This is a genomic window from Paenibacillus sp. AGC31 (assembly GCF_057334655.1).
Window position 1 is genome coordinate 22,782 of sequence record NZ_JBHFJH010000003.1, and the last position, 17,567, is coordinate 40,348.

General features: G+C 47.0%; 16 protein-coding genes and 1 other annotated feature. Of the genes, 7 read left to right on the top strand and 9 right to left on the bottom strand.

The features are described 5' to 3' along the window. Positions 1 to 63 precede the first annotated feature (63 nt). Positions 64 to 1,686, bottom strand: a complete 1,623-nt coding sequence (locus tag ACE04G_RS02945) for an ABC transporter substrate-binding protein (RefSeq protein WP_449003583.1) — start codon at positions 1,684 to 1,686, stop codon at positions 64 to 66. 204 nt (positions 1,687 to 1,890) lie between these two features. Beyond that, positions 1,891 to 2,886 (bottom strand): ABC transporter substrate-binding protein, encoded by a 996-nt coding sequence (locus tag ACE04G_RS02950; RefSeq protein WP_449003582.1) that lies wholly within the window; start codon positions 2,884 to 2,886, stop codon positions 1,891 to 1,893. A gap of 260 nt (positions 2,887 to 3,146) precedes the next feature. Here ACE04G_RS02950 and ACE04G_RS02955 point away from each other — a divergent pair, with 260 nt between their 5' ends. From ACE04G_RS02955 to mtnB, 7 genes are all read left to right on the top strand, one after another. Next, positions 3,147 to 4,355 carry a pyridoxal phosphate-dependent aminotransferase gene (locus tag ACE04G_RS02955; protein WP_449003581.1) on the top strand — a complete coding sequence of 403 codons (1,209 nt, stop codon included), beginning with the start codon at positions 3,147 to 3,149 and terminating at the stop codon, positions 4,353 to 4,355. 64 nt (positions 4,356 to 4,419) lie between these two features. After that, positions 4,420 to 4,634: a binding site (T-box leader), on the top strand. A gap of 82 nt (positions 4,635 to 4,716) precedes the next feature. Next, a complete protein-coding gene (gene proB, locus ACE04G_RS02960) occupies positions 4,717 to 5,820 on the top strand; it encodes a glutamate 5-kinase (protein WP_221820375.1) in 1,104 nt (367 codons plus the stop codon). 57 nt (positions 5,821 to 5,877) lie between these two features. Beyond that, complete coding sequence (locus ACE04G_RS02965) at positions 5,878 to 7,125, top strand: glutamate-5-semialdehyde dehydrogenase (protein WP_221820373.1); 1,248 nt, start codon at positions 5,878 to 5,880, stop codon at positions 7,123 to 7,125. Positions 7,126 to 7,161: 36 nt separating this feature from the next. Further along, positions 7,162 to 8,022 (top strand): pyrroline-5-carboxylate reductase, encoded by an 861-nt coding sequence (gene proC, locus ACE04G_RS02970; protein WP_221820371.1) that lies wholly within the window; start codon positions 7,162 to 7,164, stop codon positions 8,020 to 8,022. After that, the gene (locus ACE04G_RS02975; RefSeq protein ID WP_221820368.1) at positions 8,019 to 9,242 is read left to right on the top strand and encodes a 2,3-diketo-5-methylthiopentyl-1-phosphate enolase; all 1,224 of its coding nucleotides are present in this window, start codon (positions 8,019 to 8,021) and stop codon (positions 9,240 to 9,242) included. Before proC ends, ACE04G_RS02975 begins: the two co-directional genes overlap by 4 nt. Continuing rightward, the gene (locus tag ACE04G_RS02980; protein WP_221820366.1) at positions 9,239 to 9,916 is read left to right on the top strand and encodes a 2-hydroxy-3-keto-5-methylthiopentenyl-1-phosphate phosphatase; all 678 of its coding nucleotides are present in this window, start codon (positions 9,239 to 9,241) and stop codon (positions 9,914 to 9,916) included. The genes ACE04G_RS02975 and ACE04G_RS02980 overlap by 4 nt, the downstream gene beginning before the upstream one ends. A 3-nt stretch (positions 9,917 to 9,919) precedes the next feature. Then, on the top strand, positions 9,920 to 10,573 hold the full coding sequence (gene mtnB, locus ACE04G_RS02985) for a methylthioribulose 1-phosphate dehydratase (protein WP_221820364.1): 654 nt from the start codon (positions 9,920 to 9,922) through the stop codon (positions 10,571 to 10,573). 149 nt (positions 10,574 to 10,722) lie between these two features. Here the strand turns inward: mtnB and ACE04G_RS02990 are convergent, their stop codons facing one another. From ACE04G_RS02990 to ACE04G_RS03020, 7 genes are all read right to left on the bottom strand, one after another. Beyond that, entirely contained in the window at positions 10,723 to 12,024 is a 1,302-nt protein-coding gene (locus ACE04G_RS02990) for a multi-tm2 domain protein (RefSeq protein ID WP_221820362.1), read from the bottom strand. A gap of 28 nt (positions 12,025 to 12,052) precedes the next feature. Further along, positions 12,053 to 12,505: a hypothetical protein gene (locus tag ACE04G_RS02995; RefSeq protein WP_221820360.1), complete on the bottom strand. Its 453-nt coding sequence runs from the start codon at positions 12,503 to 12,505 to the stop codon at positions 12,053 to 12,055. Further along, complete coding sequence (locus ACE04G_RS03000) at positions 12,498 to 12,998, bottom strand: RNA polymerase sigma factor (RefSeq protein ID WP_256704174.1); 501 nt, start codon at positions 12,996 to 12,998, stop codon at positions 12,498 to 12,500. Before ACE04G_RS03000 ends, ACE04G_RS02995 begins: the two co-directional genes overlap by 8 nt. A gap of 247 nt (positions 12,999 to 13,245) precedes the next feature. Next, a complete protein-coding gene (locus ACE04G_RS03005) occupies positions 13,246 to 13,950 on the bottom strand; it encodes a DnaD domain-containing protein (RefSeq protein WP_221820358.1) in 705 nt (234 codons plus the stop codon). Between the two features lie 20 nt (positions 13,951 to 13,970). Next, on the bottom strand, positions 13,971 to 15,266 hold the full coding sequence (asnS, locus tag ACE04G_RS03010; protein WP_017687752.1) for an asparagine--tRNA ligase: 1,296 nt from the start codon (positions 15,264 to 15,266) through the stop codon (positions 13,971 to 13,973). Positions 15,267 to 15,367: 101 nt separating this feature from the next. Continuing rightward, positions 15,368 to 16,573: an acetate/propionate family kinase gene (locus ACE04G_RS03015; RefSeq protein WP_036671987.1), complete on the bottom strand. Its 1,206-nt coding sequence runs from the start codon at positions 16,571 to 16,573 to the stop codon at positions 15,368 to 15,370. After that, positions 16,570 to 17,442 carry a 3-hydroxyacyl-CoA dehydrogenase family protein gene (locus ACE04G_RS03020; RefSeq protein WP_017687750.1) on the bottom strand — a complete coding sequence of 291 codons (873 nt, stop codon included), beginning with the start codon at positions 17,440 to 17,442 and terminating at the stop codon, positions 16,570 to 16,572. Before ACE04G_RS03020 ends, ACE04G_RS03015 begins: the two co-directional genes overlap by 4 nt. Positions 17,443 to 17,567 lie beyond the last annotated feature (125 nt).

The following is a 17,567-nucleotide window of genomic DNA, read 5'->3' on the forward strand; positions in this document are numbered from 1 at the left end:
CCTCTGAACCGTAATACCTGCTATCATAGCTTGATCCTCCTGAAGACTGCAAGCCTGTTTTTGTTATGAACTTCCACATAACAACTCAGGCAGCAGGGTCAACAATCGATCACTCGTGAGCGCATCACCCACATTCCATGTTGACTCCTCCACAGGGTATACCCGTCCATTCCGCACAGCCGGAAGAACCTTCCAACTGGGACTTTTCATCAGCATCTCTGTAGCCTGTCTTGCCACAACTTCCTCAGGCAGCATAACAAATACATGATCTCCCGCATACTGACGTACCGCTTCAGCCGAAATTTCCTTATAGGCTCTGCCTGCCGCAAGTGCTTCCTTCACTTTGGTAACTGGCCTGAATCCCATTGGATGATATAATATAGGCGCCAGACCGATATTGCCCATAACAAATAATCGTGCACCCCGATGGTATGTAAATACGGATGCCGTTTCCCCCTCTTCAATCACAGTATGGATCTTCGCCCACATCTGCTCAGTACGCTCCGCATAGGAGGTTAGCCAATGTTCAGCCTCCGGTTGTCTGTCAAACCAGCTGCCCAATCTGCGCATTCGTTCTTCCAACGTGGCATGTGAATTGTAAGCAAGCGTCGGTGCAATCCGGGAAAGTTGTTCATACTGTTGTTCATTGCTGCTATCAAAAATAATCAAATCCGGCTTCATGATAACAGCGGCTTCCACATTAACTGGAGCGACCGCGTCATATGTCTGATCTCCCAGTAACTGAATGCCCAGTATCATCAGATCCCCAGCGGAATCTCCGTAATACATCATTCGCTCCGGATTTACTGGAATATTCACATCATGACCCAACCAATCTTGTACTAATGTCTGCTGCTGAATCGATCTGTCATATTGACGAGGAGACAAACCAGTCATTTGGCGAAAACGCCTGCTGAAATAATACTCATCCTTAAACCCCACGCGACTCGCTATATCCCGAAGTGGTTCATCTGATTTGCGAAGCCAGTCCTTGGCATGTTTGATGCGAACATGATTCACATAATCGAGCGGCTTGTGACCCGTGAGTTGTCTGAAAAGAGTCGTATATTGTACAGGTCTGATCTCCGCAAGACGTGCCAGTTTCTGTACAGTGATTTCTTCAGCATAATGGTCGTCCACATACTGAATCGTACTGTGTAGTCTTGCTTCAATACTCTGTTCCGTCTTTGGAGAAGTGTACCGGGTAATGATCACCTCCATCCATTTTTGGAACTGTGCATTCAAATGACTGTATTCGGCATCTGTTTTATAATTCCGAAGGACATACATTTGCTCAAGCAACCCACTTAACGGAGCATAGGGATAACCATTCAATTGGTTTCTGTGCTCAAATACAGGTCGGGTAAAGAGCTCGGGATCACCCGTCAACACATTAATAACATCAAAAGCCATTATGATATATTTCAATTCCGAGTTATTACGATGTTCAATCTGGTACCCCTCTCCCGAAGAAAGTGGATAAACACATCCCGTAGTAAACGGAAACTGTTCATGTCCTATATATAAACGCCCATCCCCTTCTTCACAGATCAGGAAGGCATGTTTCTCGCAAGCAACTTCCAGCATCACCTGTTCAGGTGGTTCAATTCGACGTACCAGATGATCCAGCCGAAACATGAATGCTGAAAAGAACAACGCTCCCCCATCGGCATCCAAAGCCTGCATGTCGGTTCACCTCGTTTTTCTAAAATGAGAATAATTATCAATCATTCTGTATGGTCTGATTATAAGCGAGCGATTGTTAATAATCCAGATATGACTTTATTCAGCAAAAAAGAGCGTTCAACGAAATGTTGAAGGCCCCTCTTACTTTTTTGGAAACTGCATTCCGCAAATAGTGTTCATCATGCCTTGCTAACTCATCAACAATTATTGGATCATCTGTTTTGGCAACTCTTTCAGCAGCCACTCTCTGGAAAGAGCATCGCTCGAAGCTTTTGCGATATCAAAGCGATATACCTTCCCTTCTTTCACCGCAGGCAGGTTCTTCCAGATCGAACTATCCAGCAATTCCTTGGTGGATTGCTTGGCATCATCGGTCACAGGATCGAGAATATATATTCGATCACCGGCAAATTCAGATAATTTTTCAGTCGAAATCTCTACGAACCCCATTTCTTCATCCAATACGTTCTGAATTTCCGCGGTTGGCTTCAGCCCGTCCTTTCCATATAACAACTGTGGCAATCCTGCACCCGCCATGACAAACAGGCGATTCCCCGGATACATCGTGAATACCGAAGCGGTCTCCCCTTCTTTTAATCCGTTCTCATGAAGTTGCGTCCACATCTCTTCCGTCGCTTTTTGATGAGCCGTAATCCAATCCTTCGCTTCTTGCTTCTTATTCAACAAATCGCCAAGGATACGCATGCGATCTTCTATTAAACCAAACGAATCAAATGTAACTGTGGGTGCAACCTTTGCGATCTGATCATATTGAGCTTCATCACTGTTAGAGAAAATGATCAGATCGGGATTCAGGTCTAACGCCTTTTCCACACTGATCGGAAATCCTACATCTTCTGCCTGAGCAACCTGATCATCAAATACGGTTCCCTCTTGACGAAGTATGCCGACAGGAACAACACCAAGCGCGAGCAGATCCCCTGTAACTTCTCCATGATAGATAACTCGCTTCGGATTTACAGGAATCTCAACTTCATGGCCAGTCCAGTCTTTGAATATCCGGGTCTCGCCCTCATTCGTTTCTTCCACTGCAGTCGTGGTCTCTGTTGTTTCTGTGGCTGCTTTGGAATCATCAGCGCCAGCAGCAGGTGTTGCAGCCTGATTTCCACAAGCCAGTAGCAGAATGGATAACCATGTGATCGTTAATAATACTCCCGTATTTCGTATGCCCTTTTTCATTTCTATTTCTCCCCCTATATCATGTGCGTAGTGTAAGGAATTAATGATATTGATTATCATTATCGGATATTATCATAAAACATGGCTTCTCTCAGCTCAATGGACAAAACGAAATGAGCACTTTCAATTTTGTACAATACTCCGCTCTTTGCTCCCGTGTACTGCATATTCAAGTGGATTTCCCTCTATACAGCTCGGGATTGGCGTGATAAATTAATGAGAACTATTTGCCATTTTTAATAACCGGAGTGATGAATATAATGACCCATTCAGACCATATAACTGCTCGTTCAGCCTTTACGATACCGACTTCTGATGTGATGGCACAGCTGCCAACGCAATTTTTTGCTACCCTTGTTCAAAATGTAAATCGTGAAATCGCAAATGGTCATGACGTGATTAATCTGGGTCAGGGGAACCCGGACACACCGACACCAGCCCATATTGTGAAAACACTGCAAGAGTCGGCTGAAAATCCCCTCTACCACAAATACTCCCCTTTTAGAGGGTACTCTTTCCTGAAAGAAGCTGTCGCCAAACGTTATAAGGAAGATTACAACGTTGATCTGGATCCCGAGACTGAAGTTGCGATTCTGTTCGGAGGCAAAACAGGTCTAGTTCAGTTACCCCAGGTCCTGCTTAACCCCGGCGACACCGTTCTCGTTCCAGATCCGGGTTACCCGGATTACTGGTCTGGTGTTGCACTTGCCAAAGCAAACATGTCATTTATGCCTTTACTGGAGTCCAATGCATTCCTGCCTGATTACGAAGCCGTTACTGCGGAAGATCGGGAGAAGGCCAAGCTGATGTTCCTGAACTACCCCAACAACCCAACGTCAGCAACGGCGCCCCTTTCGTTCTACGAAGATACGGTAGAATACGCCATTCAAAATCAAATCGTAGTAGCCAGCGACTTTGCTTACGGTGCAATTGGATTCGACGGACATCGTCCAGTAAGTTTCCTGCAAGCCCCTGGTGCCAAAGAAGTGGGCATTGAATTCTATACGTTATCCAAAACATACAATATGGCTGGATGGCGTGTTGGATTCGCACTCGGTAACGCAGAGATTGTCTCTAAAATCAATCTGCTTCAGGATCATATCTATGTCAGTCTTTTCGGTGGGATTCAAGCTGCGGCAACAGAAGCACTGACTGGCTCCCAGGAATGTGTTGCCTCGCTGGTTTCACGTTACGAATCCCGTCGCAATGCGTTTTATGACGCTCTATCCTCCATTGGCTGGCAAGCTTCGAAACCAGCAGGTTCATTCTTCAGTTGGTTGCCTGTACCTGCCGGTTATACCTCCGCTTCATTTGCAGACTTGTTACTGCGAGAAGCCAAGGTGGCCGTAGCCCCAGGTATTGGTTTTGGTTCGCATGGTGAAGGCTATGTGCGCGCAGGACTGCTAAGTGATGAAAACCGATTACGCGAAGCTGTGGAGCGGATTGGCAAGCTGAATTTATTCAAGTAATTTACAGGACCATAACCCCTTTGCATATGCCAAGTTTCCATGGTATGTTATAAGAAATATTGAACGAAACGTGATGACGGGACCAGTAAGAGAATATCAGTCGCGCCCAGAGAGTAAATTCCACCCTGCTGAAAGAATTTACCGTGACTCTTCTCTGAAACCTACCCCTGAGCGGCCTGTTACGTACAGGACAGTGCCTTCTGTTACAGGGCATGAAGCCGGATGATTTAATCATCAATAAAGGTGGTACCGCGGAAGTAACGAACTTTCGTCCTTTTTAACTAAAGGGCGGGAGTTTTTTTTGTACCCGCAAAAGCCTGCTCCAGAAGCACTTATTAATCATGTTTAAGGAAGTGAAACCATGACTTCACGTATTGTAGTTAAGATTGGAAGCAGCTCGCTTACAACGGAAGAAGGCGGTCTGGATCGCAGTTCGATCACTTTTTTTGCCGGAGAAATTGCAGCATTGGCTGATCAGGGCCATGAAGTGCTTTTGGTCACCTCTGGAGCGGTAGCGGCCGGATTCCGGGAGATCGGTTATCCTCAGCGCCCCAAACTACTACATGAGAAACAAGCCGCAGCGGCCGTTGGGCAGGCATTACTGATGCAGGCATATCAACAGGCTTTTGCAGCGCACCGCGTTACTACGGCGCAAATTCTGTTAACTCGTACAGACTTTCACAGTCGTAAACGCATGGGTAATGCAGGCATGACCGTAGAAGAGCTGCTCAAACAGCGAGTGATTCCAATTTTCAATGAGAATGATACGGTATCGGTGGATGAATTGAAGTTTGGTGATAACGATCTGTTGTCCGCATTGGTTGCGAACCTGGTGAAGGCACAGCATCTGATCATTCTTACCGATACCAACGGACTGTATACCGCAGATCCGCGTAAAGATCCTTCTGCCGTTCGTTACGACCGTATCCCCGAGATAACGGCTGAGATCTACGCTTTTGCCGGCGGTTCAGGATCAACGGTTGGTACAGGCGGAATGCGATCCAAAGTCGATGCAGCCAAGGTTGCTACACGTGGAGGCGTACCTGTATTCGTGGGAAGTGTGAAAGAACCCGGAGATATGCAGAAGGCGGTTGATGGCACGGGCAAAGGAACTTACTTTGAGACACGACTCGCTTCGTTATCTCGTAAAAAGCAGTGGCTCGGCTTCATGTCTACACCGCTGGGAACCGTCGTTGTGGATGATGGTGCTGAAGAAGCACTTGTCCATGGGGGCCATAGTCTTCTACCTGTAGGGGTCAAGCGAGTACTGGGAACATTCCATGCAGGAGACGTCGTAGAGGTGATTGGCTTGGATGAAACCTTGCTCGGTCGCGGTATCGTCAATTATGATGATGACCAGCTTCGACTTATTGCCGGACTTCCCAGTGGCGAAGTGATGAAACAACTTTCTAGCATCCACAGACTTGAAGTTATTCATAGAGACGAATGGATTACGTTAAAATAACTATGAAGCTATATAGTGGTTAAAATTTTAACTTTATATATATGAGGAGGAATTAAGATGAGTGAAGTCAGAGAAAAAGCCATCAAGGCCCAAGCCGCGGTTCCACAGCTGAACCGATTGAATACAGAACAGAAAAATACAGCCCTGCGTGTCATGGCAAATGCTTTGATTAAGGAGACAGATTCCATCATTACGGCAAACGCCGAAGATCTGGCACGCGGCAGAGAACAAGGTACGCCGGAATCCATGCTGGATCGACTCGCCCTCAATAAAGAGCGCATTGTTGGCATTGCTGAAGGATTACGTCAGATTGCGGATCTCCCTGATCCAGTCGGTGAAGTATTGGAGACATTTACCCGTCCTAACGGATTGCATGTTGAAAAACTTAGAGTGCCGATTGGTCTGATCGGTATCATCTACGAAGCTCGACCTAATGTAACCGTGGATGCAGCCGGATTATGTCTCAAAACAGGTAATGCGGTGCTTCTGCGCGGCGGCTCCTCTGCCCTGTCTTCCAATCGTAAAATTGTGGAGGTGCTGCATCAGGCACTCACAACGACAGACATGCCTGCTGATGCTTTGCAACTGGTTGAAGATGCAGATCGTGCTTCCGTAGATGAGATGCTCAAGTTGAACGGGCTGCTGGACGTTATCATTCCACGCGGAGGAGCTTCCCTCATTCGTAATGTGGTTGCCAACGCAACGGTACCTGTCATCGAAACCGGGGCTGGCATCTGCCATACCTATGTGGATGAATCAGCCGATCCAGTTATGGCATCCGAAATTGCCATCAATGCCAAGGCACAACGTCCATCCGTATGTAACTCCATGGAAACGTTGCTGCTGCATGCCGCATACGCGGAAGAGCATCTGCCTGCTCTTGCCGAGCAATTCCGTGAGGCCAGTGTGGTCTTGAAAGGTTGCGACACGGTGCGCCGTCTTGTTCCTTCTGCCCTTGAGGCAACCGAGGAAGACTATGCGACCGAGTACAACGACTACATTTTAAATATCCGGGTGGTCGAGAACCTTGACGAAGCGATGCAGCACATCGCACATTATGGAACCAAACATTCCGAGTGTATCGTAACCCGGGATACAGCCCATGCAGAGCGCTTCATGCATGATGTGGATGCAGCAGCCGTCTATCACAATGCGTCCACACGTTTCACCGACGGATTTGAATTTGGCTATGGAGCCGAAATCGGAATCAGTACTCAGAAACTGCATGCTCGTGGACCGATGGGACTACCAGCACTGACATCAACCAAATATCGGATTACAGGCAATGGACAGATTCGTCAATAATATCCCAGCACCAGTTATATAGGAGGAACGATAAATATGAGTCAAGAGCAACAGACGTTACTACAACAGAAGATTACTTTCCACGGAGCAGGCGCGATGGCTGAAGCCATCGTGCGCGGACTGATCTCCCGCCTAGTCGTTCGTCCTCAGGATATTACGATGCTGAACCGCAGCAACCAGAAACGTCAGGAGGAGCTCAGCACCCGTTATGCAGTACATACCGGAACGGCTTCACAATCTCTGGATCATCTTGCCTCCACTCCAGTCATTGTACTCTGTATGAAACCCAAAGATGCTGCCGCAGCACTGCGCGAACTGGGTCCGCTGTTATCACCTGATCAACTGATCGTATCTGTCATTGCCGGATTATCAATCCGCACGATGCATTCCTTGCTCGGTCGTAAACAACCGATCGCCAGAACCATGCCGAACACATCCAGTACCATCGGACTTGGCGCAACCGGTCTTGCCTTCTCTGCGGAGATTACGGATGATCAGCGCAGTACGGTAATGACCATGTTTGAAGCGGTTGGTATCGTGACCATCGTGCCTGAAGATAAACTCGAAGTGCTCACAGGGATTTCCGGAAGCGGCCCTGCTTATGTATACTATTTAATGGAGGCTATGATTGCCGCAGGTATTCGTGGTGGTTTATCCAGCCAGCAATCTCGTGATCTCACTGTTCAGACGGTGCTGGGCGCATCACGAATGGTACAACAAACCGGTTTGGAACCGATGAAGCTTCGTAGTGATGTGACATCCCCGGGAGGGGCAACCCAGGCAGCACTGAAAACGCTGGACGAAGGAGATTTCTTTGAAAATGTAATCGCAGCCGTCAACCGCTGTGCAGAGCGCTCACGGGAGATGGGAGCTGCTTTGGAAGGGGATTTAAAATGAATAACATGTGTACAGCCACATATCGGCTGCATGATGATCATGCAGACTTTCGCAAGAAAGCTCAGTCCATCGCGATTGGCATGACCGTGGGTAGCTGGACGGAGTTGCCACAAGCCCAGCGTGAAGCGATGCAGAAACATCTGGGCGAAGTCATCAGCGTAGAAGTCCATGAAGCTGAAGGAATGGCTGCGGGTGAGCGTTACGCTGATATTACCATTGGATATCCTGATGTTAACTTCAGCCGTGATATCCCTGCCCTGCTCGTGACGGTCTTTGGCAAAATCTCAATGGATGGCCGGATCAAACTAACAAAGCTTGGTTTCTCGGATGGCTTCCTCAGTGCATTCCCTGGACCCAAGTTTGGACTGAATGGTGTTCGTGATCTGCTTGGTGTGCATGATCGTCCACTGTTAATGAGTATCTTTAAGTCAGTTATTGGGCTAAATGCAGACGAACTGCGTGAACAATTTATTCGTCAGGCTCTTGGTGGCGTTGATCTGATCAAGGACGATGAAATTCTGTTCGAGAATAAATTGACACCCATCGAAAAAAGAGTCGAGGTCTGCATGAAAGCTGCCGAACAGGCACGCAAGGAGACCGGCAAGAAACTTCTGTATGCAACCAATCTTACAGGACCTACATCTCGTCTGAAGCAACAAGCTGAACGTGCCATTGGCGCTGGAGCAAATGCATTATTGTTCAACGTATTGTCATACGGATATGATGTCCTGCATGAACTCAGCAGTGATCCTGATATCAATGTGCCGATTATGGCTCACCCTGCTCTTGCAGGTGCACTGTATCCTTCACCCCATTACGGCATCTCGGCTTCGGTTGTACTTGGCCAGCTGATGCGTCTTGCGGGTGCCGATCTGGTGCTCTTCCCTTCTCCTTATGGTTCGGTTACGATGCCGAAGGAAGAAAACATGGCGATCACGGAGCAATTACTGACAGCTGATCTGCCAGTACGAACCAGTATGCCAGTGCCTTCAGCCGGTATACACCCAGGCCTTGTACCGCTTATTTTGCGCGACTTTGGCACAGATGTCATCGTTAATGCTGGTGGCGGTATACATGGGCATCCGATGGGCACTGAGGCAGGCGGACGTGCATTCCTGCAAGCGATTGAGGCAGCCCAGCGTTCCATTCCACTCGCGCAATATGCAACCGAGCATCCTGAGCTGAAAAGCGCATTGGACCTGTGGGGTGGCGAACGATGAGAAGTGATAAAAAAACAGTCATTTTCTGTGACTTTGATGGTACGATTACCCTCTCGGACAACATCGTAGCGATCATGAAACATTTCAAGCCTGAGGGCATTGAAGCGATTATGAAAGATACGATTGAGCAGAACATCTCGTTGCGTGAAGGTGTTGGAGCTATGTTTGCTCTTCTGCCTGCGTCGCAGAAAGAAGAAATTGTGGAATTCGTGCTTGGACAAGCGGGGATCCGTGAAGGATTCAGCGAGTTTCTTGACTACGTTCGCAGCGAAGGGATCGAATTCAATGTGACCAGTGGTGGCATGGACTTTTTCATTGAACCGTTACTCGCACCATTTCATATCCCGCAGGATCATGTCTATTGCAACGGAGCTGACTTCTCGGGTGAAACCATTAAGATTGAATGGCCGAATCCCTGTCAACCTCCTTGTGAGAATGGCTGCGGCATGTGCAAAACAACAGTGATTCGTACCTTCCCGGAAGGTCAATATAATCGAATTCTTATTGGAGACAGCCTGACAGATTTTGAGGGTGCAAAGATTGCCGATCTCGTCTACTCCCGCTCCATTTTGACGGATAAATGTATTGAACTTGGTGTGGACCATGTGCCATTCGTTACCTTTTACGATATCATCGAAGATATGAAACAGAAGCAAACACAAGGAGTGCTGTAAACGATGGGCTTTGAAAAGATTACATTGGAACACAAACGTCAGGTCCTGGAAGAACTGGCTGATATTAAAGCGTTGTTTGCCGGTCGTAACTGGTTCCCTGGAACAAGTGGCAATCTGTCGATGCGTGTAGGAGACTTTGATCCGGAGCAATTTTATTTTGCGGTTACCGCCTCAGGCAAAGACAAATCTCTTCGCACACCGGAAGACTTCCTTTTTGTGGACAAACACGGCAAAGCGATTGAGACAACAACGTTGAAACCAAGTGCCGAAACGTTGATTCACTGTGAAATCTATCGTTTGACCGGTTGTGGTGCTGTATTCCACGTGCATACCGTGTTTAACAACCTGATTAGCGAATTTTTTGGAGCAGATGGACACGTACCGATTCAAGGTATTGAATTGATCAAGGCTTTCAACATCTGGGAAGAAAATACGGAGATTCGTGTACCTGTCCTTCCTAACTTTGCAGATATTCCATCTATCGCTGAATTGGTGCCAGGTGTACTTGATGCCAACGTACCAGGGATCTTACTTCGGAACCACGGCATATATGCGTGGGGTAAAGATGCTTTTGAAGCGAAACGTCATCTGGAAGCGTTCGAATTCCTGTTCGAAGTGATGTACCGTCAACTTCTGCTGAAGGGCGCTACGAAATAGCAATCATTTATTCGAAATCAAAGCTGCACAACCAAAAACACGCCAGAGGCTGATATACATAGCCCTTGGCGTGTTTTTGTTGTGGGATAACAGCGATTGAAAGGTTGCTCTGTCATCGTAGTGTCAGTGTAAATAATCTTTAGGTCACTCTACAGTCGATCATCCCGATCCTTGAATAAAAAGAGACTGTCTGCTCCCTCATCATTTCGATGAGTACCACTTTGGATACCCGTCCCCCGTTGCTTGCCAAACAGCAGTTTCAAACCGCCAAAAATGAGCAGCAAGGATACGATGACGGTATTTAAATAGGAACGTATCTCATACGTCATAAATGCATTAGGGAAGAGTTCATTCAGCTGAGGAATGACAAGACGGATCGCCAGGTAATATAGACCCAGCGCGGCAATCCCGAATCCAATCAGACGCTGATGGCGGGCCCAGTCCTTGAAGATCGGTTGATCAACCAAAGGCTCGCGTCCATAGCGACTGGAGCACTGTAGCCCGTCAAAGAAGCTGTAGAACCAGATCAACGGAATCATGAACAGAAACACCGATAAATGAAGCAGGTCCAGAACATAGATGCTGCCCAGGAACAGGAACATCAATTGCATGCCTCTTTTCTGCAATCCAAGATATAGATGACCTGCACCTGGAAAAGCAGATAGCAGCGTTGCAAGCACTTTGCTACGTCGTCCGGCTACTCTGCCCATCTCCAATTCTTCGAATAATGTCCGATCCTGCAATATCTCACCAGCCTGCTTACGGTGGACATGCTGTACCGCGTCAAACATGCAGTATACCCATATTACAGGCAGTATGAGTAGGAACATCAAAAATACCGATTCATTGGTGATCGAAGCTACAAAAACCATCATGGCAAATGAACCAAAGAACGCCATCAGGAAGGACAACCCGCGATGCAACAATCCCAGATGAAGATGTCCCAATCCTGGAACAAATGAGAGCAAAATAGTGAAGAATCGTTCACCCTCACTGCCTTTTTGGTACATGGGTTGACCATAGGGCCCCTCAGGATGGCCATATTCACCACCTGGATGTTGATGCAGCTCATCTTCATTCATCTGCTCCATAGGCCCTTGCTGACCCATGTATGCTCCCTGGTAGGCTGCCCCTTGGTGTGGAGGCGCTCCATAAGCCGCACCGTATCCCCTATAATGTGCTTCTCGGGCAGAAGGTGTACGGAGCAGAACAATAACCATATCCAGCATGCTGATCCCCCAGAAGAAAGCAGCAAAAAGTGCACCGAAAATCAATAAATCTTGTTCATTAGTGACCATGGCTAACATGAATGAACCAACAGCTGTTCCGAAGAAAAGCAATGGATAAATCACGGCTCTTGCAGCCCGTCCCCAATACATGAAACCAAGACCGGGTATCAGGTTTAATAGAAATGCGAGTAATTTGTTACGATCTGAGTGCACAGTCGTCATCCTTTCTTTTCAGGCAATGCGAAACCATTTATGGTTTAGGCTTGAGGTTATCCAGCCATGAAGTGGCTGTCTCCGTCCATTTCTCGGTGAAAGACCCTCTGTGGTCGCCATCCTGGAACTTGTGATAAGGGGCTACCTTGTCAAAAAGTCCAGATGAGAGGAAGATCAATGTCAGACAGGCTGCTACCGCATAATGAAACACTTTATGTTCAAGCCAGCGCCGGTTTCGTCCAGCGCGGGATTTACGTTGAGACTTAGAGGATTGAATGTCTTCAATCCGATGCATGACTGAATCCGCAAACCCTGCCGGGTCAGACAACGGAGGCAGTTCCCCATGGATACCGAGCGCTTCCAAATATATGTCCATCGCATCCGGATCTTCCAGCAGAAGCTGTTCCATTTGGTTCGCTTGAGTTTCACTCATATGGCCTTCAATATAATCAGTCCATTGCGCAGCGGTATACTTCTCCTGTTTACTCACGCCATTCATCCTCCTTCCAATGTTTTCGAATCCACTGCCGGGCACGATACAAGCGGGATTCCACGGTCTTCACAGCCACCTGTGCATCACTGGCAATCTGCTCATAATTTTTTTCGCTTAGATAATACGCAGTGATAATGTCACGATGCTGAGCAGGCAACTGATTAATTCGTTCGCGAAGTTTATCCTGACGTTCTTCACGAACGAGACGGGTAAGAACGTCTTCATCCCGTCCGGGCATATTGATTATTTTTTCTTCTCCACCCGGATCCTCAGCAGCTCGTCTGCCCAGCTTGCGTTTGGCATCAATCGCTTTGTGAAAGGCAATTCGGGTTAACCACGTTTTGAAACCTTCAGAACGGTAGTCGGGGAGAGACTTATACATCTGTATGAACGCCTCCTGAGCTGCATCCTGTGCTTCCTGATCGTTCCTGAGTACGGAATAGGCCACATGGTATACATGCTGGCTATACTTATCAATCAGAGTACGCATCTGGGATGTATCTCCTTGACGGATTTGTTCGATTACGCGCGCTTCATCAATAACTCTCCCCTCCTCTCCAATACTATAGACGACAGCTTGTGTGTTAACCCCTGCGTGATCCATCAAATTTTTGTAAAACAAAATGAAATCATTGCCTGAAAGGTTGATGTTGCTGATCACTCATCCAATCTTTAATCCAAAAAAAACAGGCACAGAATGACTTCTGGCCTGTTTCTTGTCCCTGTCTACGCTGGAATTAACGTCCACCATTACGAAACCGCTGTGTGTACGCCTTCGCGTCTTGAACGGTCTTGACACGATTGCGACTCCACTCAAGCAGGATTCGATCGATATACCGAAAATGTACTTTGCCTGCAAACACCGCTTCCTTCAGAGCCATGAGAATCAATTCCTCTTGATAACGGTCCTGATCCAACCAGCCGGATATCGTCTCACACTCCATTGGCGAGAGCGGACGTCCGAATTCTTTTTCGAAAATGGAGAACATGTTCCGTTCTTCCTCTTCTTTTTGAACACTGTTCGAATCTTGACGTGCTGTATTGCTGCGCTGCTGCTCCGCACGGAATGCGGCTACTTCTTCAGCAGTACATGCTGCAAGCTTGGCATATAATCCATGTAAATCATATCGCTCGTACTGGATGTCCCGTTCTTCGTCACGGTGCTCGTCAATAGCAATATACCCATCCCTCATTAGACGTTGCAACATTCTGGCAATGCCTTCAGGTGCAAGTCCCATGCGCGCCGCAAGCTCTTCAAGCGTGGGAAACTCATTGAACTCTGCCTGACGGAACCCTAGCAGTTGAATCAGAAGAAGAACTTCTGCATCTGATAGGCCAAGCTGGTGATAATAACGTAACAAGGCATACGGCAGATGGGCTGTACCCGAAGTCATGCCATAAGCTGCTCCATCCAACCAAGCTTTGGATGTAGTGTCTTCCATAGACGCTCCTCGGTTAAACATTAAGGGTACAGACGATAGAGCATACGTGGGAATGCGATTGTTTCACGTACATGATCCAATCCACAGATCCATGCTACCGTCCGCTCCAATCCCAGACCGAAACCGGAGTGAGGAACCGATCCGTATTTTCGCAAATCCAGATACCATTGGTAAGCTTCATCCGAGAGATTGTGCTCCTCAAAACGTTGTTGCATCAATTCCGGATCATCGATACGCTGCGAACCGCCAATAATCTCTCCGTAGCCTTCTGGTGCAATCATATCCGCACAGAGAACAACTTCAGGACGATTTGGATCTGGTTTCATATAGAAAGCCTTGATTCCAGCAGGGTAATGTGTGATAAAGACCGGTGTATTATACTTCTCAGCAATTGCTGTTTCGTGCGGTGCACCAAAGTCCTCTCCCCAAGGAATATCAAAGCCTTGTCCATGCAGGAATTCAATAGCTTCATCATACGTAATACGCGGGAATGGCGCTACGATGCCTTCGAGTTTGGATACGTCACGACCGATAGATTCCAGTTCTGCACGGCAGTTTTTCACCACGGATTGAACGACATGAGCGATAAATTTCTCTTGTACACGCAGACTTTCCTCGTGATCTACAAATGCCATTTCCGGCTCAATCATCCAGAACTCAATCAAGTGACGACGTGTTTTGGACTTCTCTGCGCGGAATGTTGGACCAAAGGAATATACCTTGCCCAGCGCCATAGCTGCAGCTTCCATATACAATTGACCACTTTGTGTCAGATAAGCATCTTCATCAAAGTATTTGATGTGGAACAGGTTCGTTGTTCCTTCCGCAGACGATGGTGTCAAAATCGGAGGATCAACTTGTGTGAATCCGTTACCATCAAAGAACTGCTGAACAGCGCGAATAATCTCTGCACGAATCACCATAACAGCACGCTGCTTCGTGGAACGAAGCCACAGATGACGATGATCCATCAAGAAATCAACACCATGCTCTTTAGGCGTAATTGGATAGTTTTCAGTCAGGTGAATAATCTCAACCCCTGTAACAGTCATCTCGTAACCGGACGCACTGCGAGGTTCTTCACGAATAATACCTGTAACATACAAAGAGCTTTCTTGGGTCAGGCTCTTGGCATTGTTCCAGATCTCTTCACTAACTTCACTTTTTACAACAACCCCTTGGATATATCCGGTTCCATCACGCAGCTGCAAAAACTGAATTTTACCGCTGGAACGTTTGTTGTTAATCCAGGCACCGATTGTTACGGTTTCGCCTACATGCTCGTTCACATTACGAATTACACAATTCGTATTCATGCCCATATCTCCCCTTGGTTCCTGAATTTGAAAATGCAGCGGGCAGGCTTATGCCTGTCCCCTGCACTTCCTTGTCATTCTATATTTACTTTACAGTTAGATTACTGAGAATTCAATACGATTCGGTGTGTATCACGTGCAATGACCAATTCTTCGTTTGTTGGCACAACGAGAACTTCCACTTTGGAGTTCGCTGTTGTAATCCGGCGTGGTTCGCCAGAACGAATGGCATTCAACGCTTCATCCAGTTCAACACCCAGATAAGTGAGTTGCTCACATACTTTTTGGCGAAGTACAACGGAGTTCTCACCTACACCAGCCGTAAAGACGATCACGTCTACACCGTTCATTGCAGCTGCATATGAGCCGATGTATTTACGCAGACGGTATTCGTACATTTCAAAAGCAAGCGTGGAGTTGGCATCGCCATTCTCCATACCTTCCGTAATCTCACGCATGTCACTGCTGATTCCGGAGATCGCAAGCAATCCACTGTGTTTGTTCAACATGGAGTTCACTTCACTTACGCTCAGTTCTTCCTTGTTCATTACATAAGGTACGATGGCTGGGTCAAGGTCACCAGAACGCGTTCCCATCATCAATCCTTCAAGCGGAGTCATACCCATCGAAGTATCAACGGATACGCCACCTTTAACTGCTGTTACACTACCGCCGTTACCGACGTGACAAGTGATAATTTTCAGATCTTCCACTGGACGATCCAGATATTCAGCAGCTGCCTTGCTTACGAAATCATGGGAAGTACCATGTGCGCCGTAGCGACGTACTTTATATTTTTTGTAAAGTACACGCGGAATAGCATACAGGTAAGCTTTTTCAGGCATCGTCTGATGGAACGCTGTATCGAAGACCATAACTTGTGGCACACCAGGCATATTTAATTCAGCCGCACGAATACCCATCATTGCTGCAGGGTTATGAAGTGGAGCCAAGTCGAACAAACGACGAATTTCAGCTTTGGCAGCATCATCTACCAATGCAGATTCTTTAAATGCTTCACCACCGTGAACAACACGGTGTCCAACAGCTTGAATTTCACTTACAGAATCCAGTACACCATTTTCTTTGTGAGTCAAAATATCAATGACTTTACGGATCGCTGTTGTATGCTCCAGAATCTCACTAACTTCTGTAACATCCTCACGGCCTGTCGGTTTGTGTGTCAGGATGGAGGAATCCATTCCGATCCGTTCTACCAAACCTTTAGCCAGTACAGATTCGTCAGTCATATTATACAGTTGATATTTGAGCGAGGAACTCCCCGCATTAATTACGAGTACTTTCACAGTCGGTCACCATCCTTGTCGTACTTGAAGAATCCTTCGCCTGTTTTGGCACCCAGGTGTCCTGCACGCACCATTTTCTTCAGGACTGTAGAAGGACGATATTTCAATTCTCCGAATTCACGGAACATTCTTTCGAGTGCAGCTTCAACAGAATCCAATCCGAAACGGTCAGCCATTTCGAGTGGTCCATGTTGGAAGTTGTATCCGATACGCATTGCATCATCGATATCTTCAGCAGATGCAACACCTTCTTGCAATACATGCAACGCTTCGTTAATCAGCAGGCAGATCAGACGGGAAGTTACGAATCCAGGGGATTCATAAATCATGACTCCTTTTTTGTCCGCTACTTCTTCAACAAAACGTCTGGTCTCTTCGAATGTTGTATCCGAAGTTTTCAGTCCACGAATAATCTCTACAAGATCAACCCGGGATACCGGGTGAATAAAGTGCATGCCAATAACACGCTCTGGATATTTGGTCGAGCTTGCAAGCTCGGTCAAACTCAGCGTGGATGTATTACTTGCCAGAATGACATTGCTTGGACAAACTTGGTCCAGTTGGCTGAATACTGCTTTTTTCGCATCCAGATCCTCTGAAATTGTCTCAATGACCATGTCGCAAGTTCCAAGTTCAGCTAAATGAGCTACCTTGGTAATGCGGGAAAGAATCAATTTCTTCTCCGCTTTTGTAATCGCCCATTTCTCCAGTTGTTTATCCAGATTGGTTTCGATCATGTCATATGCATGATCCAGCTTTTGTGTTGTATGCTCCACGAGAAGCACATCAAGTCCTTTGGCTGCGAGCATCTGGGAAATACCTTGTCCCATCGTACCGCCGCCGACAACTCCTATTTTTTTGAAAAACATGGTTCTGCTCCATCCTTTCGGTTCTCTATTTCTCTATTGTACCCTGTTCGCCGAAAATTACAAATTTCGACCCAACATATAATAATATCTTAGCACGAGTGAAATGTAAAAAAAAATAACCAGCA

Coding starts and splice junctions, on each gene's coding strand:
- ACE04G_RS02945 (WP_449003583.1), bottom strand. CDS start 1,686: ATGCAGGCTTTGGATGCCGATGGGGGAGCGTTGTTCTTTTCAGCATTC.
- ACE04G_RS02950 (WP_449003582.1), bottom strand. CDS start 2,886: ATGAAAAAGGGCATACGAAATACGGGAGTATTATTAACGATCACATGG.
- ACE04G_RS02955 (WP_449003581.1), top strand. CDS start 3,147: ATGACCCATTCAGACCATATAACTGCTCGTTCAGCCTTTACGATACCG.
- proB (WP_221820375.1), top strand. CDS start 4,717: ATGACTTCACGTATTGTAGTTAAGATTGGAAGCAGCTCGCTTACAACG.
- ACE04G_RS02965 (WP_221820373.1), top strand. CDS start 5,878: ATGAGTGAAGTCAGAGAAAAAGCCATCAAGGCCCAAGCCGCGGTTCCA.
- proC (WP_221820371.1), top strand. CDS start 7,162: ATGAGTCAAGAGCAACAGACGTTACTACAACAGAAGATTACTTTCCAC.
- ACE04G_RS02975 (WP_221820368.1), top strand. CDS start 8,019: ATGAATAACATGTGTACAGCCACATATCGGCTGCATGATGATCATGCA.
- ACE04G_RS02980 (WP_221820366.1), top strand. CDS start 9,239: ATGAGAAGTGATAAAAAAACAGTCATTTTCTGTGACTTTGATGGTACG.
- mtnB (WP_221820364.1), top strand. CDS start 9,920: ATGGGCTTTGAAAAGATTACATTGGAACACAAACGTCAGGTCCTGGAA.
- ACE04G_RS02990 (WP_221820362.1), bottom strand. CDS start 12,024: ATGACGACTGTGCACTCAGATCGTAACAAATTACTCGCATTTCTATTA.
- ACE04G_RS03000 (WP_256704174.1), bottom strand. CDS start 12,998: ATGCGTACTCTGATTGATAAGTATAGCCAGCATGTATACCATGTGGCC.
- ACE04G_RS03005 (WP_221820358.1), bottom strand. CDS start 13,950: ATGGAAGACACTACATCCAAAGCTTGGTTGGATGGAGCAGCTTATGGC.
- asnS (WP_017687752.1), bottom strand. CDS start 15,266: ATGAATACGAATTGTGTAATTCGTAATGTGAACGAGCATGTAGGCGAA.
- ACE04G_RS03020 (WP_017687750.1), bottom strand. CDS start 17,442: ATGTTTTTCAAAAAAATAGGAGTTGTCGGCGGCGGTACGATGGGACAA.